Source organism: Micromonospora sp. RV43 (assembly GCF_001029515.1).
Taxonomy (GTDB): Bacteria; Actinomycetota; Actinomycetes; order Mycobacteriales; family Micromonosporaceae; genus Micromonospora; species Micromonospora aurantiaca.
This window is the reverse complement of sequence record NZ_LEKG01000002.1, coordinates 61371-84495: the sequence shown is the minus strand read 5'-3', so window position 1 is coordinate 84495 and position 23125 is coordinate 61371. Positions and strand designations below refer to the sequence as shown.

General features: G+C 72.4%; 21 protein-coding genes, 3 tRNA genes and 1 pseudogene. 16 read left to right on the top strand and 9 right to left on the bottom strand.

From position 1 onward, the window contains the following. Entirely contained in the window at positions 1–432 is a 432-nt protein-coding gene (locus tag ABD52_RS01465) for a PH domain-containing protein (RefSeq protein ID WP_030272641.1), read from the bottom strand. Between the two features lie 99 nt (positions 433–531). On the opposite strand from ABD52_RS01465, the gene ABD52_RS01460 reads away from it, so the two are divergent. From ABD52_RS01460 to ABD52_RS01435, 6 genes and pseudogenes are all read left to right on the top strand, one after another. Then, positions 532–1704, top strand: a complete 1173-nt coding sequence (locus ABD52_RS01460; protein WP_013289257.1) for an acetyl-CoA C-acyltransferase — start codon at positions 532–534, stop codon at positions 1702–1704. Between the two features lie 108 nt (positions 1705–1812). Then, positions 1813–2325, top strand: coding sequence for a hypothetical protein (locus tag ABD52_RS01455; RefSeq protein ID WP_013289256.1), 513 nt, complete (start codon positions 1813–1815; stop codon positions 2323–2325). 68 nt (positions 2326–2393) lie between these two features. Further along, positions 2394–3078, top strand: a pseudogene (locus tag ABD52_RS01450) (response regulator transcription factor). 70 nt (positions 3079–3148) lie between these two features. Next, positions 3149–4555, top strand: a complete 1407-nt coding sequence (locus tag ABD52_RS01445; protein ID WP_235437301.1) for a sensor histidine kinase KdpD — start codon at positions 3149–3151, stop codon at positions 4553–4555. Positions 4556–4613: 58 nt separating this feature from the next. Then, the gene (locus ABD52_RS01440; RefSeq protein WP_013289253.1) at positions 4614–5201 is read left to right on the top strand and encodes a hypothetical protein; all 588 of its coding nucleotides are present in this window, start codon (positions 4614–4616) and stop codon (positions 5199–5201) included. A 79-nt stretch (positions 5202–5280) separates the two neighbouring features. Further along, positions 5281–5991 carry a glycosyltransferase family 2 protein gene (locus ABD52_RS01435; protein ID WP_013289252.1) on the top strand — a complete coding sequence of 237 codons (711 nt, stop codon included), beginning with the start codon at positions 5281–5283 and terminating at the stop codon, positions 5989–5991. Positions 5992–6061: 70 nt separating this feature from the next. Here ABD52_RS01435 and ABD52_RS01430 read toward each other — a convergent pair whose 3' ends face one another. Then, a complete protein-coding gene (locus ABD52_RS01430; protein ID WP_047890534.1) occupies positions 6062–6937 on the bottom strand; it encodes a transketolase family protein in 876 nt (291 codons plus the stop codon). Between the two features lie 14 nt (positions 6938–6951). Further along, on the bottom strand, positions 6952–7635 hold the full coding sequence (locus tag ABD52_RS01425; protein ID WP_047890491.1) for a hypothetical protein: 684 nt from the start codon (positions 7633–7635) through the stop codon (positions 6952–6954). Between the two features lie 46 nt (positions 7636–7681). Here ABD52_RS01425 and soxR point away from each other — a divergent pair, with 46 nt between their 5' ends. Next, positions 7682–8134: a redox-sensitive transcriptional activator SoxR gene (gene soxR, locus ABD52_RS01420; RefSeq protein ID WP_013289249.1), complete on the top strand. Its 453-nt coding sequence runs from the start codon at positions 7682–7684 to the stop codon at positions 8132–8134. Between the two features lie 3 nt (positions 8135–8137). On the opposite strand, the gene ABD52_RS01415 is transcribed toward soxR, so the two are convergent. Beyond that, the gene (locus tag ABD52_RS01415) at positions 8138–9112 is read right to left on the bottom strand and encodes an NAD(P)H-quinone oxidoreductase (RefSeq protein WP_047890490.1); all 975 of its coding nucleotides are present in this window, start codon (positions 9110–9112) and stop codon (positions 8138–8140) included. Between the two features lie 503 nt (positions 9113–9615). Between ABD52_RS01415 and ABD52_RS01410 the strand changes: the two genes are divergently transcribed. The 3 genes from ABD52_RS01410 to ABD52_RS01400 all read left to right on the top strand — a co-directional run bounded on the left by ABD52_RS01410 (position 9616) and on the right by ABD52_RS01400 (position 11216). Beyond that, positions 9616–9705: transfer RNA gene (locus ABD52_RS01410), tRNA-Ser, on the top strand. 247 nt (positions 9706–9952) lie between these two features. Continuing rightward, positions 9953–10642: a DNA alkylation repair protein gene (locus ABD52_RS01405; protein WP_047890533.1), complete on the top strand. Its 690-nt coding sequence runs from the start codon at positions 9953–9955 to the stop codon at positions 10640–10642. Between the two features lie 40 nt (positions 10643–10682). Beyond that, positions 10683–11216 (top strand): YbhB/YbcL family Raf kinase inhibitor-like protein, encoded by a 534-nt coding sequence (locus tag ABD52_RS01400; RefSeq protein ID WP_013477456.1) that lies wholly within the window; start codon positions 10683–10685, stop codon positions 11214–11216. A 53-nt stretch (positions 11217–11269) separates the two neighbouring features. Here the strand turns inward: ABD52_RS01400 and ABD52_RS01395 are convergent, their stop codons facing one another. Then, the gene (locus ABD52_RS01395; protein WP_013289245.1) at positions 11270–11974 is read right to left on the bottom strand and encodes a class I SAM-dependent methyltransferase; all 705 of its coding nucleotides are present in this window, start codon (positions 11972–11974) and stop codon (positions 11270–11272) included. A gap of 208 nt (positions 11975–12182) precedes the next feature. Between ABD52_RS01395 and ABD52_RS01390 the strand changes: the two genes are divergently transcribed. Further along, on the top strand, positions 12183–13961 hold the full coding sequence (locus ABD52_RS01390; protein ID WP_047890489.1) for a hypothetical protein: 1779 nt from the start codon (positions 12183–12185) through the stop codon (positions 13959–13961). 4 nt (positions 13962–13965) lie between these two features. Here the strand turns inward: ABD52_RS01390 and ABD52_RS01385 are convergent, their stop codons facing one another. Then, a complete protein-coding gene (locus tag ABD52_RS01385; protein WP_047890532.1) occupies positions 13966–14748 on the bottom strand; it encodes a hypothetical protein in 783 nt (260 codons plus the stop codon). A 321-nt stretch (positions 14749–15069) separates the two neighbouring features. Here ABD52_RS01385 and ABD52_RS01380 point away from each other — a divergent pair, with 321 nt between their 5' ends. Then, on the top strand, positions 15070–16602 hold the full coding sequence (locus tag ABD52_RS01380; protein WP_047890488.1) for a peptide deformylase: 1533 nt from the start codon (positions 15070–15072) through the stop codon (positions 16600–16602). 68 nt (positions 16603–16670) lie between these two features. Here the strand turns inward: ABD52_RS01380 and ABD52_RS01375 are convergent, their stop codons facing one another. Then, positions 16671–17792: a globin domain-containing protein gene (locus tag ABD52_RS01375; RefSeq protein ID WP_013289241.1), complete on the bottom strand. Its 1122-nt coding sequence runs from the start codon at positions 17790–17792 to the stop codon at positions 16671–16673. Positions 17793–17914: 122 nt separating this feature from the next. On the opposite strand from ABD52_RS01375, the gene ABD52_RS01370 reads away from it, so the two are divergent. Beyond that, positions 17915–18688, top strand: a complete 774-nt coding sequence (locus ABD52_RS01370) for a CPBP family intramembrane glutamic endopeptidase (RefSeq protein ID WP_013477452.1) — start codon at positions 17915–17917, stop codon at positions 18686–18688. An 86-nt stretch (positions 18689–18774) separates the two neighbouring features. Here ABD52_RS01370 and ABD52_RS01365 read toward each other — a convergent pair whose 3' ends face one another. Continuing rightward, positions 18775–19527: a hypothetical protein gene (locus ABD52_RS01365; RefSeq protein ID WP_235437302.1), complete on the bottom strand. Its 753-nt coding sequence runs from the start codon at positions 19525–19527 to the stop codon at positions 18775–18777. Positions 19528–20408: 881 nt separating this feature from the next. Here ABD52_RS01365 and ABD52_RS01360 point away from each other — a divergent pair. Both ABD52_RS01360 and ABD52_RS01355 read left to right on the top strand, forming a co-directional pair. Then, a tRNA-Ser gene (locus tag ABD52_RS01360) sits at positions 20409–20499 on the top strand. Positions 20500–20535: 36 nt separating this feature from the next. Next, positions 20536–20608: transfer RNA gene (locus tag ABD52_RS01355), tRNA-Arg, on the top strand. Between the two features lie 1031 nt (positions 20609–21639). Here ABD52_RS01355 and ABD52_RS41635 read toward each other — a convergent pair. After that, positions 21640–21822 carry a helix-turn-helix domain-containing protein gene (locus ABD52_RS41635; protein WP_368665014.1) on the bottom strand — a complete coding sequence of 61 codons (183 nt, stop codon included), beginning with the start codon at positions 21820–21822 and terminating at the stop codon, positions 21640–21642. A 250-nt stretch (positions 21823–22072) separates the two neighbouring features. Here ABD52_RS41635 and ABD52_RS01345 point away from each other — a divergent pair, with 250 nt between their 5' ends. After that, positions 22073–23059, top strand: coding sequence for an AAA family ATPase (locus tag ABD52_RS01345; RefSeq protein WP_013289238.1), 987 nt, complete (start codon positions 22073–22075; stop codon positions 23057–23059). The last annotated feature ends 66 nt before the right edge of the window (positions 23060–23125 follow it).

Here is a 23125-nt window from a genome sequence, read left to right as displayed (position 1 = left end):
TCAGCGCGCGGGGCGGGCCTCGTCCAGTGCCGCGGCCACCTCGTCCAGCGGGGCGTCCAGGTCGCGGCGGCCGAACAGGTGCAGCGACTCCCCGGCGTCGATCTCCAGCGTCTCGGCGGTGATCCCGCGCCGGCTGCGCCGGTCCAGGCGGATCGCCTCCACGGCGTCCCACGGCAGCCGGCGCCGCCCGGCGAACCCCCGCAGCACGGTGAGCCCGTCCGGGTCGACGGCGAGGCGGACCGGCGCGACCACGTCGCGCAGCGCCCAGGCGAGCAGACCGGCGGCGGCCAGTCCGGCGAGCGCCGGACGGACCGGGTCACCGCCGGCGAACACCAGCCCCAGGGCGACGAGCGCGAGCGCGCCCACCGCCTTGAGCACCGGCACCTCGCGCGGCACCCGCCACTGCCGGACCGGCGGCGACTGTGGATCCATCCGCCCAGCATGCCAGCCGCACCTGCCGGACGCCGGGGGAGGACGACCGGTCGGATCAGCACGTAGGATCGGGGCAAGCGAGGTTACCGGGGAGTAGACATGAGTGACGCGGTCATCGTCGGCGCGGTACGGACCCCGGTCGGGCGGCGCAAGGGCAGCCTCGCCGGAGTGCACCCGGTCGACCTCTCGGCGCACGTGCTGCGCGCGCTCGCCGAGCGCACCGGCATCGATCCGGGCCAGGTCGATGACGTCGTGTGGGGCTGTGTGTCGCAGGTCGGCGAGCAGTCCTGGAACGTGGCCCGCAACGCCGTGCTCGCCGCCGGCTGGCCGGAGTCGGTACCCGGCACCACGCTCGACCGCCAGTGCGGGTCCAGCCAGCAGGCGCTGCACTTCGCCGCCGCGACGGTCCTCTCCGGCCAGGCCGACCTGGTCGTGGCCGGTGGCGTCGAGTCGATGACCCGGGTGCCGATGGGTTCCAGCGTCGCCGGCGGCATGCCGTTCAGCGCGGCGATCCTGGAGCGCTACCGCGGCGTCGAGGGCGTCGCGGAGGACTCCCCGCTGCCGTTCAACCAGGGCGTCGGGGCCGAGCTGATCGCGCAGCGGTGGCGCTTCTCGCGTACCCAGCTCGACGAGTTCGCGCTCGCCAGCCACGAGAAGGCCGCCGCCGCGCAGGACGCGGGTGCGTTCGAGGCCGAGCTGGCGCCGGTGGCGCTCGCCGACGGCGGCAAGTTCTCCGCCGACGAGGGCATCCGCCGCGACACCTCGCTGGCGAAGCTGGGCGAGCTGGCCACTCCGTTCCGCGCCGACGGCGTGGTCACCGCCGGGTCCGCGTCGCAGATCTCCGACGGCGCCGCCGCGCTCGCGGTCACCACCGCAGAGTGGGCCAGCCGGCACGGCCTGCGCCCGCTGGCCCGGGTGCACACCGCCGTGGTCGCCGCCGACGACCCGGTCACCATGCTCACCGCGCCGATCCCGGCGACCGCGAAGGCGCTGCGCCGCGCGGGGCTGGGCATCGAGGAGATCGGGGTGTACGAGGTGAACGAGGCGTTCGCCCCGGTGCCGCTGGCGTGGCTGGCCGAGACCGAGGCGGACCCGGAGCGGCTCAACCCGCGGGGCGGGGCGATCGCGCTCGGTCACCCGCTCGGCGGCTCCGGCGCGCGGATCATGACCACGATGCTCCAGCACATGCGGGACAACGGCATCCGCTACGGCCTCCAGACCATGTGCGAGGGCGGCGGCATGGCCAACGCCACGATCGTCGAGCTGCTCTGATCCGACCGGCCGCCGGTGTCGCACCGCTGGTGCGACTTGCACGTGTGGAAGTTCCAGAAATCGGGCGTGACCCATATCACCCCTGGTCATCGGCTCGTTGGACCGGGCATGGACGTGTTCTCGCGAACGTTCCTTCCGGCCGCCGCCGAGACCGGCCTGGCGACCCAGACCGTCACCCGCCACATGCCGGTGTTCCGCCGATGCGTCGGCTCCGGCGACGCGACCATCCTGGTCACCCGGTGCAGCCGCCCGGACGACCCGGTGGGCGGCGACTACCTGATGCTCCTCACCCACCGGCGGCTGGTGGTCACCCGGCAGACCCGGGTGCTGCACCGGCTGCGCCTGCACCTCAACACCGAACTGCGCGAGCTGAGCAACGTGACGTGGAGCCCCGACGCCCGCGCGCACAGCGTGGAGCTGGCGGCCACCGCGATCGACGGGGTACGCGAGCGTTTCGTCCTGCGTACCCACCACCCGAAGCAGGTGTGGCAGCTCGACGCGTTGCTCAACCACGCCTTCCGGACCCGCCTGCGTACGCCCGCCGAGCGGGTGGTGGCGACCATCGGCGAGTCGCCGGCGGGCGCCCGGCCGACGGTGCTGCGGCCCGCCCCGGCCCGCTGACGTCCTCCTTACCTGATCCGAACATTCCCTGACCGGCCGGGCGGTCGCGGGTCGGTCATCATGAGCCGGTGACCACCGCCGCCCCGCCCGGGCTCGTCCTCGTGGTGGAGGACGAGCCGGCCATCGCCGACCTGGTCCGGCTCTACCTGACCCGGGACGGGTTCGGCGTACACCTGGAACGTGACGGCGAGGCCGGGCTGGCCGCCGCGCGGCTGCCTGCGCCCGGTGGCCTGCGTGCTCGACATCGCGCTGCCCGGCCTGGCCGGCACCGAGATCTGCCGCCGCCTGCGCGCGGCGGGTGACTGGACGCCTGTCATCTTCCTCACCGCCCGCGACGACGAGGTGGACCGCGTCGTCGGGCTGGAACTGGGCGCTGACGACTACGTCACCAAGCCGTTCAGCCCGCGCGAACTGCTCGCCCGGCTGCGGGCGGTGCTGCGCCGCACCGCCGGCGTGCCCGCCGAGCAGCCCCGCACGCTCGGCGCCGTCACACTCGACCCGGCCCGGCGGACCGTGACGGCCGGCGGTACGCCGGTGCAGCTCACCTCCACCGAGTTCGACCTGCTCGCGCACCTGATGGCGCGTCCCGGCCGGGTGTTCACACGGGAGGAGCTGCTGGCGGGCGTGTGGGGGTACGCGGCGCACGCCGGCACCCGGACCGTCGACGTGCACGTGGCGCAGGTGCGGGCCAAGCTCGGCCCGGACAGCGTGATCCGCACCCATCGGGGCGTCGGGTACGCCGCCGATGCCTGAGCAGCCCACAGTGCCGATGCCGCCCACAGTGCCGACGCCGCCCACAGTGCCGATGCCGCCCACGGTGGCGATGCCGCCCACCGGTCCGGCCCGCAGCGGCCGCCGCCCCGGGCGGACGCTCACCGCGCGCGCCGTGCTCGCCACCTGCGCGGTGGCGCTGGTGTCGGTGCTCGTCACCGCGCTCGTCGCGGTGCCCCTCGCGGTACGCGGCGCGGAACGCAGGGACCAGGAGGCGCTCGCCGCCCAGGCCCGGCTCGCCGCCGACGTGCTCCGGGTGCGGCCGGTACGCCAGCGCGACGGCGCCGGGGACCGGCTCATCCGGCAACTGCGCCAGCAGCAGATCGACGTGTACGTGATCCGGGACGGCCGGGCCGACCGGCCGGGCCTGCCCCGGCCGCTGGTGACGCGGGTGGCCGGCGGCGAGAACGTCTCCGGCCGCCGGCTCGTCGAGGGGCAACGCCGGCTGGTCGAGGCGCGGTCGCTACCCGGCGGGGACGGGGTGGTGCTGACCCGGGCCCGTAGCGCCGCGCCCTGGCGGCAGGTGTTGCGCGGACTCTGGCTGCCGCTGCTCGCCGGACTCGCCGCCGGGGCGGCCGCCGGACTGCTGCTCGCCCGCCGGCTGGCCCGGCCGATCCGTACCGCCGCCACCGCCGCCGCCCGGCTGCGCGCCGGGGACCGGGCGGTCCGGGTGCCGGTCGAGCCGCCCGACGAGGTGGCCGACCTGGCCCATGCGCTCAACGGCCTGGCCGCCGCGCTCGCCACGAGCGAGGGGCGGCAGCGCGAGTTCCTGCTCTCCGTCTCGCACGAGTTGCGGACCCCGCTGACCGCCATCCGCGGCTATGCCGAGGCGCTGGCCGACGGCGTGATCGAGGCCGACGCCGTGCCGGCGACCGGCCGGACCGTGCTCGCCGAGGCCGAACACCTGGACCGGCTGGTCCGCGACCTGCTGGCGCTGGCCCGGTTGGAGGCGGTCGACTTCCCCCTGGAACCGGTGCCGGTCGACCTGGCCGGGCTCGCCGCCGACGCGGAGCGCGCATGGTCCGGCCGGTGCGCGGCGCTCGGGGTGCCGTTCCGGCTGGAGGCGCCGGGTGTGCCGGTGCCGGCGTACACCGATCCGGGCCGGATCCGGCAGGTGGTGGACGGGCTGCTGGAGAACGCGCTGCGGGTCGTGCCTCCGGGGGCGCCGGTCGTGCTCGCGGTCCGCACGGACGGTCCGGCGGGCGGCGGGGTGCTGGAGGTCCGCGACGGCGGACCCGGCTTCACCGACGACGACCTGCGGGTGGCGTTCGAGCGGGGCGCGCTGCACGAGCGGTACCGGGGGGTGCGCAAGGTGGGCAGCGGGCTGGGCCTGGCGCTCGCCGCCGGGCTGGTCCGACGGCTCGGCGGGGACATCGCCGCCGGGCACGCCCCGGAGGGCGGGGCCGCCTTCACCGTCCGGGTGCCGGCGGATCCTTACGCGGCTCGAACATCGGCTTGACCGTCCCCTCGCGTCGGTGCGGAACGCTCGGGTCGTCACCGCGAGGAGAGGACCACAGATGAGACGTCAGCGAATCGTCACCGGCGCCACCGCACTGCTCGCCGCCGCGGCGCTCGGGCTCGCCGGGTGCGGCGTGAGCCGCCCCGGCGCGGCGCCGGACGACGCGGTCGAGGTGAGCGCCGCCCTGGGCGTGGACGGCCAGGCGCTCGCCGCGCTCGGCGTCGACGCCGACGAACTGGACGTGGATCCGGTCGCCGCCCCGGCACCCTCCGGCACGCCGCAGGCCGGGCCGGACGGCAAGGGCGAGCGGGCCAAGGACGGGCACAAGCGGCACCGCGCCCGGGTGCTGCTGCGGCGCAACACGCTGCACGGCGAGGCGGTGGTCCGGACCAGGGACGGCGGTACGAAGACAGTCGCGGTCCAGCGCGGCGAGGTGACCGCGATCGACGGCAGGTCGATGACAGTGAAGTCCACCGACGGCTTCACCGCGACGTGGACGTTCGGCGAGAAACTGCGGGTGGTCGAGCGGCGGACCACGATCCGATCGACCGACATCAAGATCGGTACGACGGTCGGGGTGGCCGGCGCGAAGGACGGCGACAAGAGCGTGGCCCGGCTCGTGGTGGTGCCACTTCGCCAGGAATAGGGTGCCTGGGCTGTCGTGACCTGAGCAATGTGCCAGGCTACGCTATGCCCCGACCTGCCATCGCCTCCGTGGAGATTCCGTGAAGCTCTCGATCCTCATGCCGGTCTACAACGAGGAAGAACGTATCGCGGATGCCCTGAAGCAGGCATTGGCAGTCGACTACCCCTGCGAGATCGAGCTCGTCGTCGTGGACGACGGCAGCCGGGACGGCACCGGTGAGATCCTCGGCCGCGTGGACGACGCCCGACTGCGGGTGATCACCCACCAGCGCAACGCCGGTAAGGGCGCGGCCATCAAGACGGCTGTCGACAGCGCCGAGGGCGAGTACATGGTCATCCTCGACGCCGACCTGGAGTACGACCCCCAGGACATCCCGCGCCTGCTGGAGCCGGTGCTCGACGGCCGGGCGACTGTCGTCTACGGCAATCGGACCTTCGGGAGCCACAGCTCGTACAGCTTCTGGTACGTGATGGGCAACAAGGGCGTCACGCTCGCCGCGAACGTGCTCTACAACTCCTACATCGGCGACCTGGAGACCTGCTTCAAGCTGATGCCGCTGGAGCTGTACCGCTCGCTCCAGGTCCGCTCCCGGGGCTTCGGCATGGAGGCGGAGGTCACCGGCAAGCTGCTGCGCCGCCGCATCCGCCCGTACGAGGTGCCGATCAGCTACCGCGCCCGGGGCCGCGAGGAGGGCAAGAAGATCACCTGGAAGGACGGCGTCGAGGCGATCTGGATCCTGGCCCGCGAGCGCGCCCGCCGCCGCCCGGCCGGTCCCGCCACCGCGCACTGAGCGTGAATCGACGGAACCCCGCGACCCCGGCACGAACCGAGGTCGCGGGGTTCCGCCGTGTCCGGCCCGCTCAGGCGAGGAACGCGTCGACCGAGCGGCGCAGCCCCGCGGCGTCCAGGCCGTGCCAGCGTTCGTGGTCCTCGGCGCTGCCGTAGCGGCGCAGGTCCTTGCGGCCCACCCCGAGCGCGAGCAGCCGGTGCGGCCGGTCGGCCAGCGCCTCCGACACCACCCGCGCCGACGTGCCCGCCAGGTACGGCTCGACCAGGATCACCTCGGTCCCGGCGAGCGCCCGCAGCCCGGCCGTGTCGAACGGTCGCGGCCGGTGGGTGTAGGCCACAGTGACCGGCCGGCCGGCCGTCGCCGCCACCGCCGCGTCCAGCACCGGACCGACCGCGACGAGCAGCGGAGCGCCCGGCCCGGCGTCGCGCACCACGTGCAGGTCACCCGCCTGCGGGTACGCCTGCACGTTGGTCCGGACGGACAACCGCAGGTACGCCGAGTCCTGCCCGCACACCACGTCGCGCAGCAGCGGCCGGACCTCGTCCGGGTGCCCCGGCACGTGCACTGTCCAGCCGTCCAGCGTGTCCAGCAGTGCCACGTCCGCCGGCCCGAGGTGGGTGCGTCCCGCCGCCGCCCGGTCGTACGAGCCGCCGATGCCGACGAGCACCGCGCCGACGTCCTGGTGGTCGAGGTCCAGCTTGATCTGCTCGTACGCCCGCTCGACCAGGAACGGGGCGTAGCTGTGCACGACCGGCCGCTGCCCGGTCAGCGCCAGCCCACCGGCCACCCCGATCATCAACTGTTCCCGGATGCCCACGTTGATCACCCGGCCCGGGTACCGGGCGGCGGCCGGCTCGAACGCGGCAGCGGAGATGTCGGCGAGCACGACTGTCGTCCGCGGATCGGCGAGCACCTCCTCGGTGCTGGTGACGAACGCGTCCCGCATGGTGCTGGTCATGCTCACTCCCCGTCCGTGACGACCGCGACGACGACGTGCGGCCGGTGATCGTCGTGCCCGGTGAGGGCGGCGTGCAGGGCGTCGTGGTCGCGCCCGTCGACTGTGGCGGCGCTCCACCCGTTCACCGTGAACCGGCTCGCCGCGCCGCCCGGCCAGCCGTATGTGGCCGAGCGGTTGTCCAGCACGATCGCTGTCAGGTTGCCCAGCCCGGTCGCGCCCGCGTACGCGATCGCCTCGTGGTTGGAGCCCTCGTCCAGTTCGGCGTCGCCGAGCAGCACGTACACACGGGGACCGGTGCGGCCCTGGGCCCGCAGCCCGAGCGCGGTGCCCACGCCCAGCCCGAGCCCGTGGCCCAGCGAACCGGAACCGATCTCCACCCCCGGCACCAGCGTCCGGTCCGGGTGGTCGCCGAGCCGGCTCGCCGGGCCGCCCTGGTCGTCCAGCCACTCGGCCGGCAGGAAACCGCGGGCGGCGAGCAGCGCGTAGTACCCGGCGACCGCGTGGCCCTTGGAGAGCAGGAAGCGGTCCCGGTCCGGGTCGGCAACGGTGGCCGGGGTGACCCGGAGCACCCGGTCGTAGAGCACCTGGAGCACGTCGAGCGTCGAGTACACGTTGGCGCCGAACTCGCGGCCGGCGCGCACCCGGTCCAGGAGCGCGCCCAGGTCGGTGGCGGTGGTCGTCGTCATACCGATAGCCTCGGACTTGAAGCGAACTTCAACTCAAGGCCGTGTGATGCACGAAGCAACACTGACCATCGGGCAGCTCGCCGACCGCAGTGGTGTCGCCCCTTCGGCGCTGCGCTACTACGAGCGGCTCGGCCTGATCCACGCCGCCCGCACCGGCGGGAACCAGCGCCGCTACGCCCGTACCGAGCTGCGCCGGGTCGCGTTCATCCGGATCTCCCAGCAGGTGGGTGTGTCGCTGGAGGAGATCCGGGCGGCGCTCGACTCGCTGCCGTCGGGGCGTACCCCCACGCCCGACGACTGGGCCGCGCTGTCCCGCGCCTGGCGGGACCGGTTGGACGAGCGGATCCGGCTGCTCGGCAAGCTCCGCGACGACCTGGACGGCTGCATCGGCTGCGGCTGCCTGTCCTTGCAGCGCTGCACGCTCTACAACCCGGAGGACTCGCTCGCCGCCGAGGGCCCCGGCCCGCGCCTCATGCTCCCGCGCCCCGGCCAGGGCTGACCCCTACCGGACCAGCAGCACCTTGCCCAGGTGGTCGTTGGTCTCCACCAGGCGGTGCGCGGCGGCGGCGTCAGCCATGTCCACCCGGGCGTGCACGACGGGCCGGATCCGGCCCGCCTCCACCAGGGGCCACACCTGCTCGCGTACGCCCCGGACGATCGCCGCCTTCCCCTCCACCGGGCGGGACCGCAGCGCGGTCGCGTGCACCGCTGCGCGCTTCGCCAGCAGCATCCCCAGGTCGAGTTCGCCCTTGCGCCCGCCCTGCATGCCGATCACCACGAGCCGCCCGCCGGTCGCCAGCGCCGCCACGTTCCGGGGCAGGTAGGACGCGCCCATGATGTCCAGGATCACGTCGGCGCCCCGGCCGTCGGTGACCCGGCGTACCTCGTCGACGAAGTCCTGCTCGCGGTAGTCGATCGTGTGCGCGGCGCCCAGCTCGCGCAGCCGATCGTGCTTGGCCGAGCGCGCGGTCACCACCACAGTCGCGCCGAGCGCCACGCCGAGCTGGATCGCGAACGTCCCGATTCCGCTGCCGCCGCCGTGCACCAGCAGCGTGTCCCCCTCGGCCAGCCGGGCCAGGTCCACCACGTTCGACCAGACCGTGCACGCCACCTCCGGCAGCGCAGCCGCGTCGACCAGGTCCACCCCGGCCGGCACCGGCAGCAACTGCCCGGCCGGCACCGCGACCTGCTCGGCGTAGCCGCCGCCGGCGAGCAGCGCGCAGACCTCCTGGCCCACCGACCAGCCGGTCACGCCGGGACCGAGCGCACGCACCGTCCCCGAACACTCCAGACCGGGGTACGCGGACGCGCCCGGCGGCGGCGGGTAGTGCCCCTGCCGCTGCAACAGGTCGGCCCGGTTCACAGCGCTGGCCCGCACCTCTACGATCACCTCGCCGGGACCGGGCTCCGGATCCGGCACGTGGGTCCAGACGAGCGCCTCGGGTCCGCCGGGTTCCGTGATCGTGACTGCGCGCATGACTCAGTCTTACCCGATCTGCCCGTCGGTCCACGCGCGGGCGAGGATCTCCGTCACCGTCTCCTCCGGTGTCTGGCCGGAGGTGTCCAGCCAGAGCCCGATCCGGGGGTGTCGGCGCGGAACCCGGCATCGGGTCCGCCACCGGCCAGTCGCCGTACCCCTTCTTCGACCGGTCCCGCTCGCGGGCGGCGACCACCTCGGGGCGCGGCGCGAGCACCACCACGGCGAGCGGCCGGTGCCGGATCCGGCCGATCATGGCCGGCAGGTCCGCTGACGATCATGCGGCGGAACACGTCGCCGCGCAGGCGCGCCGCACGGGGCAGCCGCCACGCCAGCCCTTCGGCCACTGTGGACCTGCCGGCTGCCATGATTCCGCTGATCAGCACCACTGCCGGGCTCTCCCGCACGCACACATTCGCGCAAGGGAGGTGGGACGGCGGCTTGCCCGGTACGGGGTTCGTGGCAGACTGGTCCCCGGTCGCGCACCCCTCGGGGGCGTGCCGGGAGGGTTCGCCTAGTGGCCGATGGCGCTGGTCTTGAAAACCGGTAAGGCAGCGATGTCTTCGTGGGTTCGAATCCCACACCCTCCGCCAGTAGCTGATCTCCCTTCACGCAGCTCAGCCCATCCTCCAAGGCGGGAGTTGTCCGCTGGCGGCGCATCGTGGGGGGAGAAGTCATAACAGGAGATGCCCCTTCTCCTGGGGCGCCGAGCACCAGACCGTCGATCTGCAACCGCGAACGGCACGGCAGGGCGGCCGAGGAGGAACGGCGGGGCGGCGGAACAGCGGGAGCGTCGGGCCGGTCGTAGGCTGCGGGGTGCGGCGACGGCGGGAGGCCCTGGTGGCGGAGACGACGACTGTGGCTGAGGTGACGGCCGAGCTGGCCGCGCTCGACGATCCGAAGATCCGTGCGGTGAACGAGCGCCACGGTGACGATCACGGGGTCAACCTGGGCAAGCTGCGGGCGGTCGCGAAGCGGCTGAAGACGCAGCAGGAGTTGGCCCGCGAGCTGTGGGCGACCGGCGACAGCGCGGCCCGGCTGCTCGCGATGCTGATCTGCCGGCCGAAGGCGTACGGGCGGGACGAGCTGGACGCCATGCTGCGCGAGGCGCGTACGCCGAAGGTGTACGACTGGCTCGTGAACTACGTGGTGAAGAAGAGCCCGCACGCCGAGCCACTGCGCCTGGCCTGGTCGGCCGACAGGGATCCGGTGGTGGCGAGCGCCGGCTGGGCGCTGACCACCGAGCGGGTGGCGCGGAATCCGGAAGGGCTGGACCTGGCCGGCCTGCTCGACGTGATCGAGGCGGAGATGGCGGGCGCGCCGGAGCGCCTCCAGTGGGCGATGAACCACTGCCTGGCGCAGATCGGGATCGAGCACCCTGCGTACCGGGACCGCGCGATCGGGATCGGCGAGCGGCTCGGGGTGCTCAAGGACTATCCGACGCCGCCTGGATGCACGTCGCCGTATGCGCCGGTCTGGATCAACGAGATGGTGCGCCGGCAGCACGGTGGCGCGGACAACGGGGTATGAAGGGGCGCAGGACATTCGCGTACCCGGAAGGACCGTTTCGATGACCCTGGAACGACCGATCGCCCCGGACCCGTACGAGCTGCTGCCGACGGTGCCGTCGTTCGACCTGACCAGCGACGACGTGCACAACGGCGAGCCGATGGACGCGCGGTACGCGCACGGCAGCACCGGCGGCGAGAACGTCTCACCGCAGTTGTCCTGGTCGGGCTTCCCGGCCGAGACCAAGAGCTTCGTGGTCACGTGCTTCGACCCGGACGCCCCGACCGGCAGCGGCTTCTGGCACTGGGTGCTGGTGAACGTGCCGGTCTCCGTCACCGAGCTGCCCACCGGCGTGCGTGAGGCCGACCTGGGTGGCGCGTTCAGCGTCCGCAACGACTACGGCGACACCGGCTACGGCGGTGCGGCGCCGCCGGCCGGGGACCGCCCGCACCGGTACGTGTTCGCGGTGCACGCGGTGGACGTGGACCGCCTCGACATCCCGGCCGGGGCCAGCCCGGCCTTCGTCGGCTTCAACCTGGCGTTCCACACCCTGGCCCGGGCGGTCATCCGCCCGACGTACCAGATCAAGGAGTGAGGTGTAAGGAAGGGCCCCTTGTTAACAGACGTCTGTTAACAAGGGGCCCTTCCTTACACGCGGGCGACGGCGAAGACGGACTGGCCGAACGGCGGCCGGACGCGCTGCTCGGCGGCCTTGGTGACTGGCAGCACGAGGGTGTCGTAGACCTTCACCATCGGGCCCTCCTTCGGCATCAGCCGGAAGACCTTGGTGGCCATGAAGTAGCCGATCAGGCCGAGCGCGTTGGCGTAGTGGATCCGCTCGACGGTGAGGCCCGCCTCGGTCATCGCCGCGGCGAGCGTCTTCTTCGTGTAGCGACGGACGTGGCCGGTGGCGATGTCGGCGGGGCTCATGGCGAACTGGAACGCCGGCACGATGATGACCACGGCGCCGCCGGGGCGGACCAGGTCCCGCATGCTGCGCAGCGCGCCCACGTGGTCGTCGATGTGCTCCAGCACGTTGTAGGAGACGGCCGCGCTGTAGTCGCCGCGCTCGTGGTGCGGGAGCAGCATCTGCCGGACCTCGACGCCCGGGTGGTCGGACAGCCGCTCCTTGAGCTGGATCAGCCGGTCCGGGTCGGCCTCGGTGGCGGTGATCCGGGGTGCGTACGCGGCCCAGGCGGAGGCGTAGTCGCCGAGGCCGCTGCCGATCTCGATCGGGTTGTCACCGAGGTAGGGCACCGCCAGCTCGACGAACCACTGCCGGTGGTTGACAGCCGTCGCCAGGCCTTCGAGCACCTCGGACTGGACGCGCTGATCCCCAGTGATTTCTGCCATGCGTCGATTCCTCACGATATGACTGACCCGCGCCTGGACCGTCAGAGTCAACCATCTGGATGGCTGAGGGGGAAATCGGGGGACGGAGGGGGGCCGAATTGTGATCCGGAGGGGTGCCTGTTCGGCGGTCGGCGAACTCGGCACATAGTACGTGATTCCCCGGAACATTGCACGTGCCCGTCATACCCTGACTACGCTCTGAAATGTCATGACTACTCCGGAAAGCGCCGCGAGCGTGGCCAAATCGGGGCAGGGTAGGCGGATCGACGCGCTCGCCGTGCTCAGCTTCGTGCTGCTCGCGTTCTGGGTCACCGCCCGGCTCTGGGTCGATCCGCGCAATGGCGTCCGGGACAATCGGACAGATCAGGCGCAATTCGAATGGATGATGGCGCATGGTGCTCGCGTCGTCACTGACTTCGCCTATCCGTTCACCTCGGACCGGATGAATGTGCCGGATGTCGTCAATCTCATGGCCAATACGTCCGTATTATCCGTTTCATTGCCGCTGACCCCGATAACGCTCTGGGTAGGCCCGCGCTGGTCCTTTCTGATTTTCCTCACTCTCGGGCTCGCCGCCACCGGCGTGTCCTGGTATTTCCTGCTCTCCCGAGTTGTCGTGAAGTCCCGCGGTCCGGCCTGGCTGGGTGCCGCCTTCTGCGCGTTCGCGCCGGCGATGATCTCGCACGCCAACTCGCACCCCAACATCGTCAGCCAGTACGTGGTGCCGCTGATCATCTGGCGGACGCTGCGCCTGGCCGAACCCGGCCGGTGGCTGCGCAACGGCGTCCTGCTCGGCCTGGTGATCGTCTGGCAGGCGTTCCTCAACCTGGAGATCCTGCTGATGACCGCCATCGGGCTCGGCGTGGTGGTGCTCGCGCTGGCGCTCCGCCGTCCCGCGCTGCGCTCGGCGGCCCGCCCGTTCGCCGCCGGGCTCGGGGTCGCCGCGGCGGTCGCCGGGGCGCTGCTCGCGTACCCGCTCTGGGTGCAGTTCTTCGGCCCCGGCGCGTACAGCGGGCTCTCCACGCTGATCCGGGGCTACTCCACCGACCTCGCCGCGTACGTGGCCTGGTCGCGGGAGTCGGTGGCGGGCGACGCCCGGGGCAGCGAACCGCTCGTGAAGAACGCCACCGAGGAGAACGCGTTCTTCGGCTGGCCGCTGGTGATCCTGGTGATCGCGCTGGTCTGGTGGCTGCGCCGCAACGCCGTGGTGCTCGGGCTGGCAGCGGTCGGGCTCGTGTTCGCGCTCTTCTCGCTCGGCCGGGAGATCCGCTACGACGGGCGGGACACCGGCGTCCCCGGCCCCTGGGCCGCGCTGGAGAACCTGCCGGTCCTGCACTCGGTGGTGCCCACCCGCTGGTCGCTCGCGCTCACCCCGATCATCGGCGTGCTGCTCGCGTTCGGTGCCGACCGGGCCCGGCGGCTCGCCGTACGGCACCCGGACGCGCGCGACCAGATCCGGTTCGCCACCGTCACAGTGCTCGCCATGGCGCTGCTGCCGATCCTGCCCACCCCGCTGCCCGCGAAGCGCCTCGACCCGACTCCGACGTTCGTCACCTCCGGCGCCTGGCGTCCCTACGTCGCCGGCGGGCGGAGCATCGTCACGCTGCCGCTGCCCGACACCACGTACGCGGTCCCGCTGCGCTGGTCCGCCGAGACCCGGCTGGACATGCCGCTGGCCCGCGGCTACTTCCTCTATCCGGACACCCGCCCGGGCGGGGACCGGATCGCCCTCTTCACCGCGCCGCCGCGTCCCACCAGCACGTTCTTCGAGACGGTACGGCGCACCGACGCGGTCCCGCCGATCACGCCGCAGGACCGGGTGGCCGCCGTGGACGACCTGCGCTACTGGCGGGCCGGCGCGGTGATCCTCGACCCCCGGCTGCCGCAGGCCGACGCGCTGCGCCGGGCGATGACGGAGCTGAGCGGGATCACGCCGAGGCGTACCGGCGGGGTGTGGTTGTGGGACGTCCGGCCGCTGGTCGAGTGAGCGGTCAGCCCTGGCGGACGCAGCAGCCCTGGCACACCTTGGGCCGGGGCAGCGTGAACGCCAGGCAGCAGGTGCGCCGCTGCACAGTCGGCTCGCCGGCCGGGCTGGGCACCAGTTCGACCAGGTCGCTCAGGTCGAGCGCGTCGAGCAGCGTGCCGACGGCCGCCGTGGCCGAGCCGGGCAGCGCGTCCGACGCGCGCAGGATGCCGTGGGCGATGCCGGAGGCCACCGAGCCGAGCAGCGTACGGGTGCCGATCCGGACCTCGCCCTGGATGGCGCCGATCAGCGGGGCGAAGTGGGCGTCGAGCAGCGCCGCGCGCAGCGCGCCGAGCAGCGCCGCCTCGTCCGTCACCACCCGTACGCCCGGAGCGCCGGCGAGGGCCAGCGGGTCGCTCGGCAGCACCGCCACCGGGGTGGAGGCACGCAGTCCCAAGGTGAGGAGCTGGTGGTGGTCCTCGAAGTGCACGAGCACGTCGGCCGGGTCGAGCAGCGGCACCCGGCGGGCGGACGCCCAGCCGAGCACCGCGGGTAGCGCGGTCCAGTAGCTGTAGGACTTCCAGGCCAGCGCGGCGCACGCGTGCGGGGTGCCGCCCCAGCGGCGGCCGGCGGCGGTCAGGAACTCGGACAGCAGCGTGCCGTCGATCAGCCGGGTGGCCGGGGACCAGCGGTCCAGCTCGTCGTGGACCAGCAGGCCGGGTGCGAGCCCGGGCAGGTCGTCGGTGCCGAACATGGCGCGCAGGGTCGCTGTCACAGGGGCGAGCGGGGTGGCGGCGTCGCGCCCCGGCATCACCGCAGTCACCTGGCCGTCCCCTGTCCTGTCGCCCTGCGGTCGGCGCGTGCCGTCGACCCAAGCTAAGGCTAGCCTAACCACCCTCCCGGCGGGAGGGGAAGTGGTGCCGCGGTATCGCGGGGAGGTCCCCGTCACTCCGCGGCCGTCGCGTACTACCCGGCCTCGGAGACGGAAAACGCCGCCGGAGAACCGGCGGCAGGCGGCGTAAGGATCGACGTACGCCGCTGAAAAGTCAAGGTGAGTGTCGAATACGAGGCAGTTTCCGTACACGTTCGGCCACTCAACGTGAAAATGGTCTTCCCGCGTACGAGGAAGCTGATGACGACCTCACCGATCGAGCGTGCCGCGGACTCGTTCGCGGCCGAACTCGCCCGGCACCGGACCGGCCGAGGGCTGTCCAAGAAGCAACTGGCCACGATGATGGGCTTCGACCCGTCCTACGTCAGTCACGTCGAAGGGCGCCGGCACCGGCCCACCGAGGACTTCGCCCGCCGGGCCGAGGCCGTCCTGGAGGCCAGCGGCGCGATCTGGCAGCGCTTCCGGGAGTACGACGAGCTGCGGCACGGCCGGACCAGCGCCGCGCACCGCGACCCACCCGTGCCCGGCCAGTGGCTGCCCCCGGGGACCGGCCTCGTGGTGGAACGGGAGATGGCCACGCTCACCCACACCGGGGACGGCTACCACTGCGCGATCCGGCGGGAGCTGTACAACGCGGGCACCGAACCGGTCACCCGCTATTTGGTCCGGGTCGCCGTCGACCGCTACCCCAACGACCCGGGCCGATCCAACCGGCACCACCGGGAACACCCGCTGACCTTCGCCGAGCTGCAGCTCACCGCGTACCGGGACGACGGCAACGGACGCGAGCCGATGCACTGGCGGGCCAAACACGACCGGGACGCGTTCAAGGAGATCTGGCTGCTGTTCGAGAACGACGAGGGACGCTTCCCGCTCTACCCCGGCGACCGGGTCACCATCGAGTACGCGTACCGCGTCGGCCGGGACAAGTGGGGCCCCTGGTTCCAACGGGCCGTACGCCTGCCCACCCGGCACCTGGCGGTGCGGCTCGACCTGCCCGCGGACCTCGACCCCAAGGTGTGGGGCGCGGAGACCTCGCTGTCGGCGGAGGAGGGGCCGCTGCGTACCCCGATCCAGCGTTCGGCGGACGGCGGCCGGGTGGTCTTCGACTGGGGGACCGACGACCCGCCGCTGAACGCCCGCTACCGGATGCAATGGCGGTTCCGCAGCCCCGAGCCGGACGCCGAACCGGACAGCGCGCCCACCGGCGGCGCCCGGGTACGGGCCAGCGACCGGATGCGCGCAGTGGGCATCGTGCAGCGCGGCGACGACCTGCTGCGGCAGCGGGCCCGCCAGTTCGACCTGCCGGCCGACGAACAGCACGCCCGGCAGGTGATCGACCGGCTCGCCGCGATGCTGGTCCGCCTGGACGAGCTGCACCCGTTCAGCAAGGGCGTCGGCCTCGCCGCGCCCCAGCTCGGCATCGGCTGGTCCGCGGCGCTCGTGCGCCCGGCCGACCGGGCGGCCGACCCGGTGGTGCTGCTCAACCCTCGGGTGGTGGACGCCGCCACCGAGACCGACGAGCAGTACGAGGGCTGCCTGTCCTTCTTCGACCACCGCGGCCTTGTGCCCCGGCCGCTGCGCATCGACGTGGAACACGCCCTGTGGGACGGCAGCCGGGTGATCACGTCCTACGAGTACGCGATGGCGCGGCTGGTCGCACACGAGATCGACCACCTGGAGGGGCGGCTCTACGTCGACCGGATGGCACCCGGCGTGCCGCTCGTGCCCGTGGAGGAGTACCGCGAGACCGGCACCCCCTGGCGTTACTGAGAAACGGGGGGCCGGGTCGCGTGCCCCAGGGGGCGGGGGCACGCGACCCGGCTCGGGGGGAGCAAGGTTCAGAGGTTGCCGAACGTGTCGTACCGGATGTGGTCGGGCGGGACGTCGTCGGCGGCGAGCGCCCGCAGGGTGGCCCGGACCATGGCGGCCGAGCCGGAGACGTAGCAGTCGTGCGTGGTCCACGGGCCGTACCGGGTGACCACCTCGGAGACGTCACCGAGTTCGCCGCCGAAGTCCGGGTCCTCGCTGCACGCCGGCGTCACCGACAACCACGGGTGGGACGCGACGAGGTCCTCCAGGCCGGGCAGCCCGTACAGCTCGTCCGGGCGGCGCGCGCCGTAGAAGACGTGCACCCAGCGGGTCCGGTTGACCCGGGTCAGCTCCTCCACCAGCGCCTTGATCGGCGCCAGGCCGACCCCGCCGGCCACGCAGAGGACGTCCCGGGTGGACTCCGGGTCCAGCGTCATCGAACCCATCGGCGCGGCCACCCGCAGCAGGTCACCCGGCTTGGTACGGCGCACCAGCGCGCCGGACACCCAACCGGCCGCACCCGGTGGCGTCCGGACGTGGAACTCCAGCACGTTCTCCTCGTTCGGCGCGTTCGCCACCGAGTACGTCCGCCACACCCGCGGGTGGTAGCGCGGCACCTCCACGCTCACGTACTGGCCGGCCCGCCACGGCAGCGGATCCTGGAGCGCGCGGACGGTCAGCACCGCCGTGTCCGGGCCGTGCCGCTCGTGGGTCAGCACCTCGGCGTGCCAGTACGGCGGGTTCTCGTCCGCCTCCGCGCCGGCCAGCATCCGCTCGCTGATGCCCGCGTACGCCTCCCGCCACGCCTGGTCGTACTCCAGATTCCAGCCGTCCCCGGCGGTGCTGCGCAGCGCGTCGAGCAGCGCGACGCCCATCGTCGCGTAGTGCTCGGCCGACACGTGGTACTTGCGGTGGTCGCGGCCCAACGCGCGCAGGTACTCGTCGAAGCTCTCCGGGTCGCCCACCGTCTGGGTGGCCGTGACGATGGCCTCCAGGATGCGGTCCCCCTGGCCGTTCATCTGCACTGGGAAGAGCTTGCGCAGCTCCGGGTCGAGGAGGAACAGCCGGGCGTAGAAGTGACCGCTGAGCCGCTCCCGGTGCTCCTCGACCAGGGTCCAGCTCTCCTTCAGCAGCCGCGCGAAGTTCTCCACAGGGGCACGCTCCTTCTCCGTACGGGCGGATCGGCCCGCATAGAATGTCCACGGAGCGTGTACGCCGGTCGCACAGGCTGTGCGACCGTCCGGCCCGGTCGCCGAAGTGCTTTCATGGTCCGGTGACGGTTGACGAGCTGGCCCGTCCGGTCTCCCGCCGGATGCTGGGCACCGAGACGCTGCTCGTGCTCGGTCTGTCCCTCGGCCAGTCGGCCGTGTACGCGCTCGTCTCGCTCATCGCGAAGCTGACCGCGACCGGCGGACTGTCCAAGCAGACCGCAGCGCTGAACACCTCCGCGTCGGCCCGGCCGTACCTCGACCTCACGTACCAGCTGCTCGGGATCGTCTTCGCGCTGCTGCCGGTACTGCTCGCCGTACACCTGCTGGCGCGCGACCCCGGCGACCCGGCACGGACGCTCGGCGTCGACTTCCGCCGGCCCGCCTCCGACCTGGCCCGGGGCGCGGGCCTGACCGCGCTCATCGGCCTGCCCGGGCTGGCGCTGTTCTGGGCGGCGGCGCAGCTCGGGCTCAACGCCACGCTGGTCCCGGCCGCGCTGCCGGACCTCTGGTGGACGGTGCCGGTGCTGATCCTCGCCGCCGTGCAGAACGCCGTGCTGGAGGAGGTGATCGTGGTCGGTTACCTGATCACCCGGCTGCGGCAGCTCAACTGGCGGATCGGCGCGGTGCTCGCCACGAGCGCGCTGCTGCGCGGCTCGTACCACCTCTACCAGGGCTTCGGCGCGTTCGTCGGCAACGCCGTCATGGGCGTGATCTTCGGGCTGTTCTACCTGCGTACCCGCCGGGTCGCCCCGCTGATCGTCGCGCACACGCTGCTCGACATCTTCGCGTTCGTCGGCTACGCGATGCTGCCGAAGTCCTGGTTCGACTGGCTCTGACCGCACGCGTTCCGTCCGCCCTCAGGTCGGGGAAGTGGCGGCATCGGGCCCCGCCTGACCGCGCCGGCTCGCCGAAGTGGTGTCGATCACGCCCGATACCGGGCGACCGCCCGCGCGGCCACCCGCTCGGCCCTCGCCGTACCGCCGGTCGCGGCCGCCAGCGCCGCTGCGCCCGGCAGCAACCGGGCCGCCAACCGCAGCCCGAGCCAGCCACCCGCCTGCGCGGCCACCGGCGTCGCCAGCCGCCAGGCCGCCTCCGCCACGCGCCCCCACGGACCCTCCGCCGGAGCATCAGCCGCCCGAGCCGCCGCCAGCGCCGCCCGCGCGGTGCCGTCGTCCGGGTGCACCAACGTGAGCACCAGCAGCTCGGCCGCCCGATCCGGATGCGACGGATCCCGCCCGTACGCCGCCGCCAGATGCAACACCAGGTTCGCCTGCGTCCACAGCACAGTCGCCAGCTCCGCGACCGGCGCGAACAACCCGGCACCCGCCGCGAGCGCCCCACCCGTACCGGCCATCCGCACGAACCGCCGCGTCGCCAGCCGGGCCACCCCGTCGGCGTCCGCCTCCGGGTAGGCCCGCCGGACCTGCTCCACCCAGGCCGCGGCCCGCGGCCCGAGCGCGTCGACCGCCGCCAGGGCCAGCAGCTCCGGCGCGAACCCGGGGTGGTCGCGCAGCTGCGGCCCCACCGCCCGCCAGCCCTCCACCGGGGTACGCGCGACGTCGGGTTGTGCGGGTGCCCGCTCGACGACCGTGCCGTGCGTCGGCTCGTCGGACTGCTTCGCGTGGGGTGTCGTGGTGTCGGCGGCGGCTGGACTCGCCGTTGCCGGGATCGCCATCGCCGCCGCTGGGGCGGCTTTCGTGGTCCGGCGGGTCCGTCCGGGCGAAGGTGCGGTGACGGGACGCTCCGCCGTGACCGGCTCGGTGCCGTCGGGCTGCCGTTCGGTGGGTGTGGGCTCCGTCGTGCTGATCGCCGTCTCCTGCTTCGGAGGCGACGCCTTCCGAGTGGCCTTCTTGACCGCCGGCGCAGCCTTCTTCACAACTGGGGCCGCTTTCTTCGCGACCGGGGCGGCCTTCTTGGCGGCGGGAGCGCGGCGCGCCCGTTTCGGTGTTTCCTCCCCGGCCGGTGGGGAGACCGGCCCGGCCGGAGGCTCGGTGGCTTGCTGCTGCTTTGCTGTGACGGGCCTCTCATCGGCCGGGAGCGTGCCCTCCCCGACGCTCGGCGACGGCTCTCCGGCAGTCGTGCCCGAGGGAGTCGTGGACGTCTCTTTCGGCGGCGTACCCGGGCCGTCGACAGAAGCCTTCGGAGCGGCGTGCTCGCCGGGCGTACCCGGATCGGTTGGTGAGGGATCGGCGGCCGGGCGCGGGCGCGGCGCCGGCGGTGCGTCGGCGGCCGGCGTCGGCGGCTGGAAGACGACAGTGGGCGCCGCCCGGCGCGGACGCCGGGGCGGCGGTGTGTCGCTCGTCGCGTTCTCCGCGGCGGGCTCCGGTGTCGGTGGGTTGAACGTCGGTCGTGGGGAGCGGCTCCGCCGGGCCTTGGGGGCGGGCTCGCGACGGGGCGGATCGCTCGGCGGCTGCTCCTGCATATCGATGGAGCGTAGCCGTGGGCGTGATCTGGCACACGACGAAAACGCGGTCGGAGCGGCCGGTCCGATAGTCGCTTTGCCCCGGGCGGGTACGGACCTGTATCCTCGGGCGCGGTGACCTCGTGGGTCACCAGGGAGACTTCGCCTAGTCTGGTCTATGGCGCCGCACTGCTAATGCGGTTGGGGTCTTAAAGCCCCTCCCGGGTTCGAATCCCGGAGTCTCCGCGCGAAAGCCGGTTGTGTAGACTGGCCGAGCACCAGGCGCCCGTAGCTCAACGGATAGAGCATCTGACTACGGATCAGAAGGTTAGGGGTTCGAGTCCCTTCGGGCGCACAAGCAATCAAGGCCGTGACCAGCGGAAACGTCGGTCGCGGCCTTGATTCTTTCCCACGATGTGCTGCGATCTTCCAAGATGCGGGACCACGGTGCTCCGATGGTGCTCCGTTGTCGCCGTGCCGTCTGGGCGGGGTTCGTGCGGGTGCGTGCTGACCAGTGCGTTTCGCGTCGCCTGGTCCGGATCATGGTTGAGGTGCCCGCTGGCCAGTCGTCGATCACTGTCTACTGTGGGCCAATTCTGTCGATCTTCCCTCCCAGGGTCGGGGCGGGGGTGGTCGGCCGCCGCTGACCTGGGTCGGCGCCCCGCACGGATGGCGGCGGAACCGTCGGCCCCCGGGCGAGGTCAGTGGTGACAGTTGCACCGTCCGGCCATCTGACTTCCGCCCTGCTGATCTGCCCTGTGCGCCAGGGCAGCGATCCGACCGCGGGCGGTCGCGACCTCGGCGCGCCGACCCGGGCCGGCCAGGCATCCGCTGCCTGGCGGCTCCCCGACCGGGGTGACAAAGATCTGTTCCGGCGGCGCAACCGGCGCCGCGCAACTGTGCGCCGACCCGGCCCACGTCGGACGGCTCGACCGAACGGCACGGTCCGGGGTCGGCCCCGCACGGCCGCCAGGGGTGAGGTGCCGTTCCAGGAGGCGAAGTGCCCGCGGGTGGCGAAGCGGCTGATGTCCGCAACGTCGCCGATCAGGCGGGCTCCACGATCAAGGCGAACAAGGAACTGACCCAGCTCGTCGAGACCACGGCAGCACCCTGCAGGACCTCAACGGCACCGGCCCCTCCTGGTCGACCTGGACCAGCTCGGTGATCAGCTCGGAGGCGAGTCGGCGGCGGGTGCGCCCGGCCAGGTCACGCGGCCGGACGGAGTTCAGCAGGGGGCGGGCCTGCGGAGCGGACAGGAGCTCCCAGGTAGTGCCGTGGTCTCCCACGATGTGGGAGCTTGATGCTCGATGTAGCGCGGTTCGCTGGGTTCCTACTTCCCCCGCTCGCCGTCTTACCCACCTTCAAGCATGAGGGGCACCCGAGCGATCAGTCCTGCAGCTCACCTAGCCCGAGCCCCAATGCCGACGCCAGCGATAGCACGGTGAAGTAGCCGGGCTCGACTACCTGCCCTGATTCGATCTTTCTCAGAGTCGAGACGGCCACCCGTGCGCGAGCGGCCAACTGCTCCTGAGTCAGGCCTCGCTCGATGCGTAGCGACCGCAGCCGCACCGCTAGCCGGTTCGCTTGATCACGGAACCGGCTCTCGTCTCTCTTGGCGCGCCCTACTGGCACAGGTTTCAGGATAGTGATAAAATTTTACCAGTCAAGATTTACCACTCACGGCCCAGCGCGAATGATTGCCTGGGAGGCGACAGAAGGCAGCCAGCGTTGCCGCCCGGTCAGCCGCTACCCATCAGGCCGGGCACGATGTATGCAGAGCGTGAGAAGACCACGTCGGGGGAAGGGAGGTGACAGTCGGGTGGCAACAGCAGATCAAGTAAAAGCCCTGGTCAGGAGCCATGGTGAGGGCGACGACGCGCGCTTCTACTCTGTGGCGTTGCAGGTTGCCGCGCACGCCGCACGAAGCGGCCAGGGCAAGTTCGCGCAAGAGATGCGCGAACTTGTAGACGGCCTTCGCACCCACACTGGCGCCGCCCATTTGGGTCGACCGGTACCAGTGGCTCGTCCACGAGGTGAACTGGCTGACCTACTCACCGTCGCCTACCCCGACAGCCGGTTAACAGACCTCTGTCTGGAGGCGGGCGTACGCCAACGGCTAGACCGCGCCTTGCTCGAACAACGCCAGCAGGACCGTCTTCGGGAGAAGGGTTTCCACCCGCTGCGGCGACTGCTACTCATCGGCCCTCCCGGTACTGGCAAGACGATGACTGCTAACGTGCTCGCCGGCGAGCTTCGGCTACCGTTGTTCACCATCCGCCTCGACGGCCTGATCACAAAGATGATGGGCGAGACGGCCGCGAAGCTGCGTCTCATCTTCGACGCCCTCGCCCAGACCCGAGGCGTCTATCTCTTCGACGAGGTCGATGCGCTCGCCGGTGAGCGCGCGATCGGCAACGACGTCGGCGAGATTCGCCGGGTGCTCAACTCGTTCCTGCAGTTCCTCGACCAACCTGACTCGCCGAGTCTGCTTGTCGCAGCGTCGAATCACCCGCAGCTTCTCGACCGCGCCTTCTTCCGCCGGTTCGACCTGGTGGTGGACTACCCTCTACCAACACCCGACGTCGCACGCGCGGTGATCCGCAACCGGCTCGCCACGATGAGCCCACGACGGTGGGCCTGGGACCGCGTCGACCAAGCGGCCGCCGGGCTAAGCCACGCCGAGGTCACGATCGCCTGCGAGTTGGCGGCAAAGGAGGCCGTCCTGTCCGGTCAGCAGCACATCACCACCGCCACGTTGGTTGCGGCTCTCCAGGAACGACGAAACGCCGCCCCGAGCGCTTCGTAACCATGCCAGCTCGGAACCGCCACCACCTCATCCTGCGCGCCGGCGCGGCTGCTGAACCCTACCGTC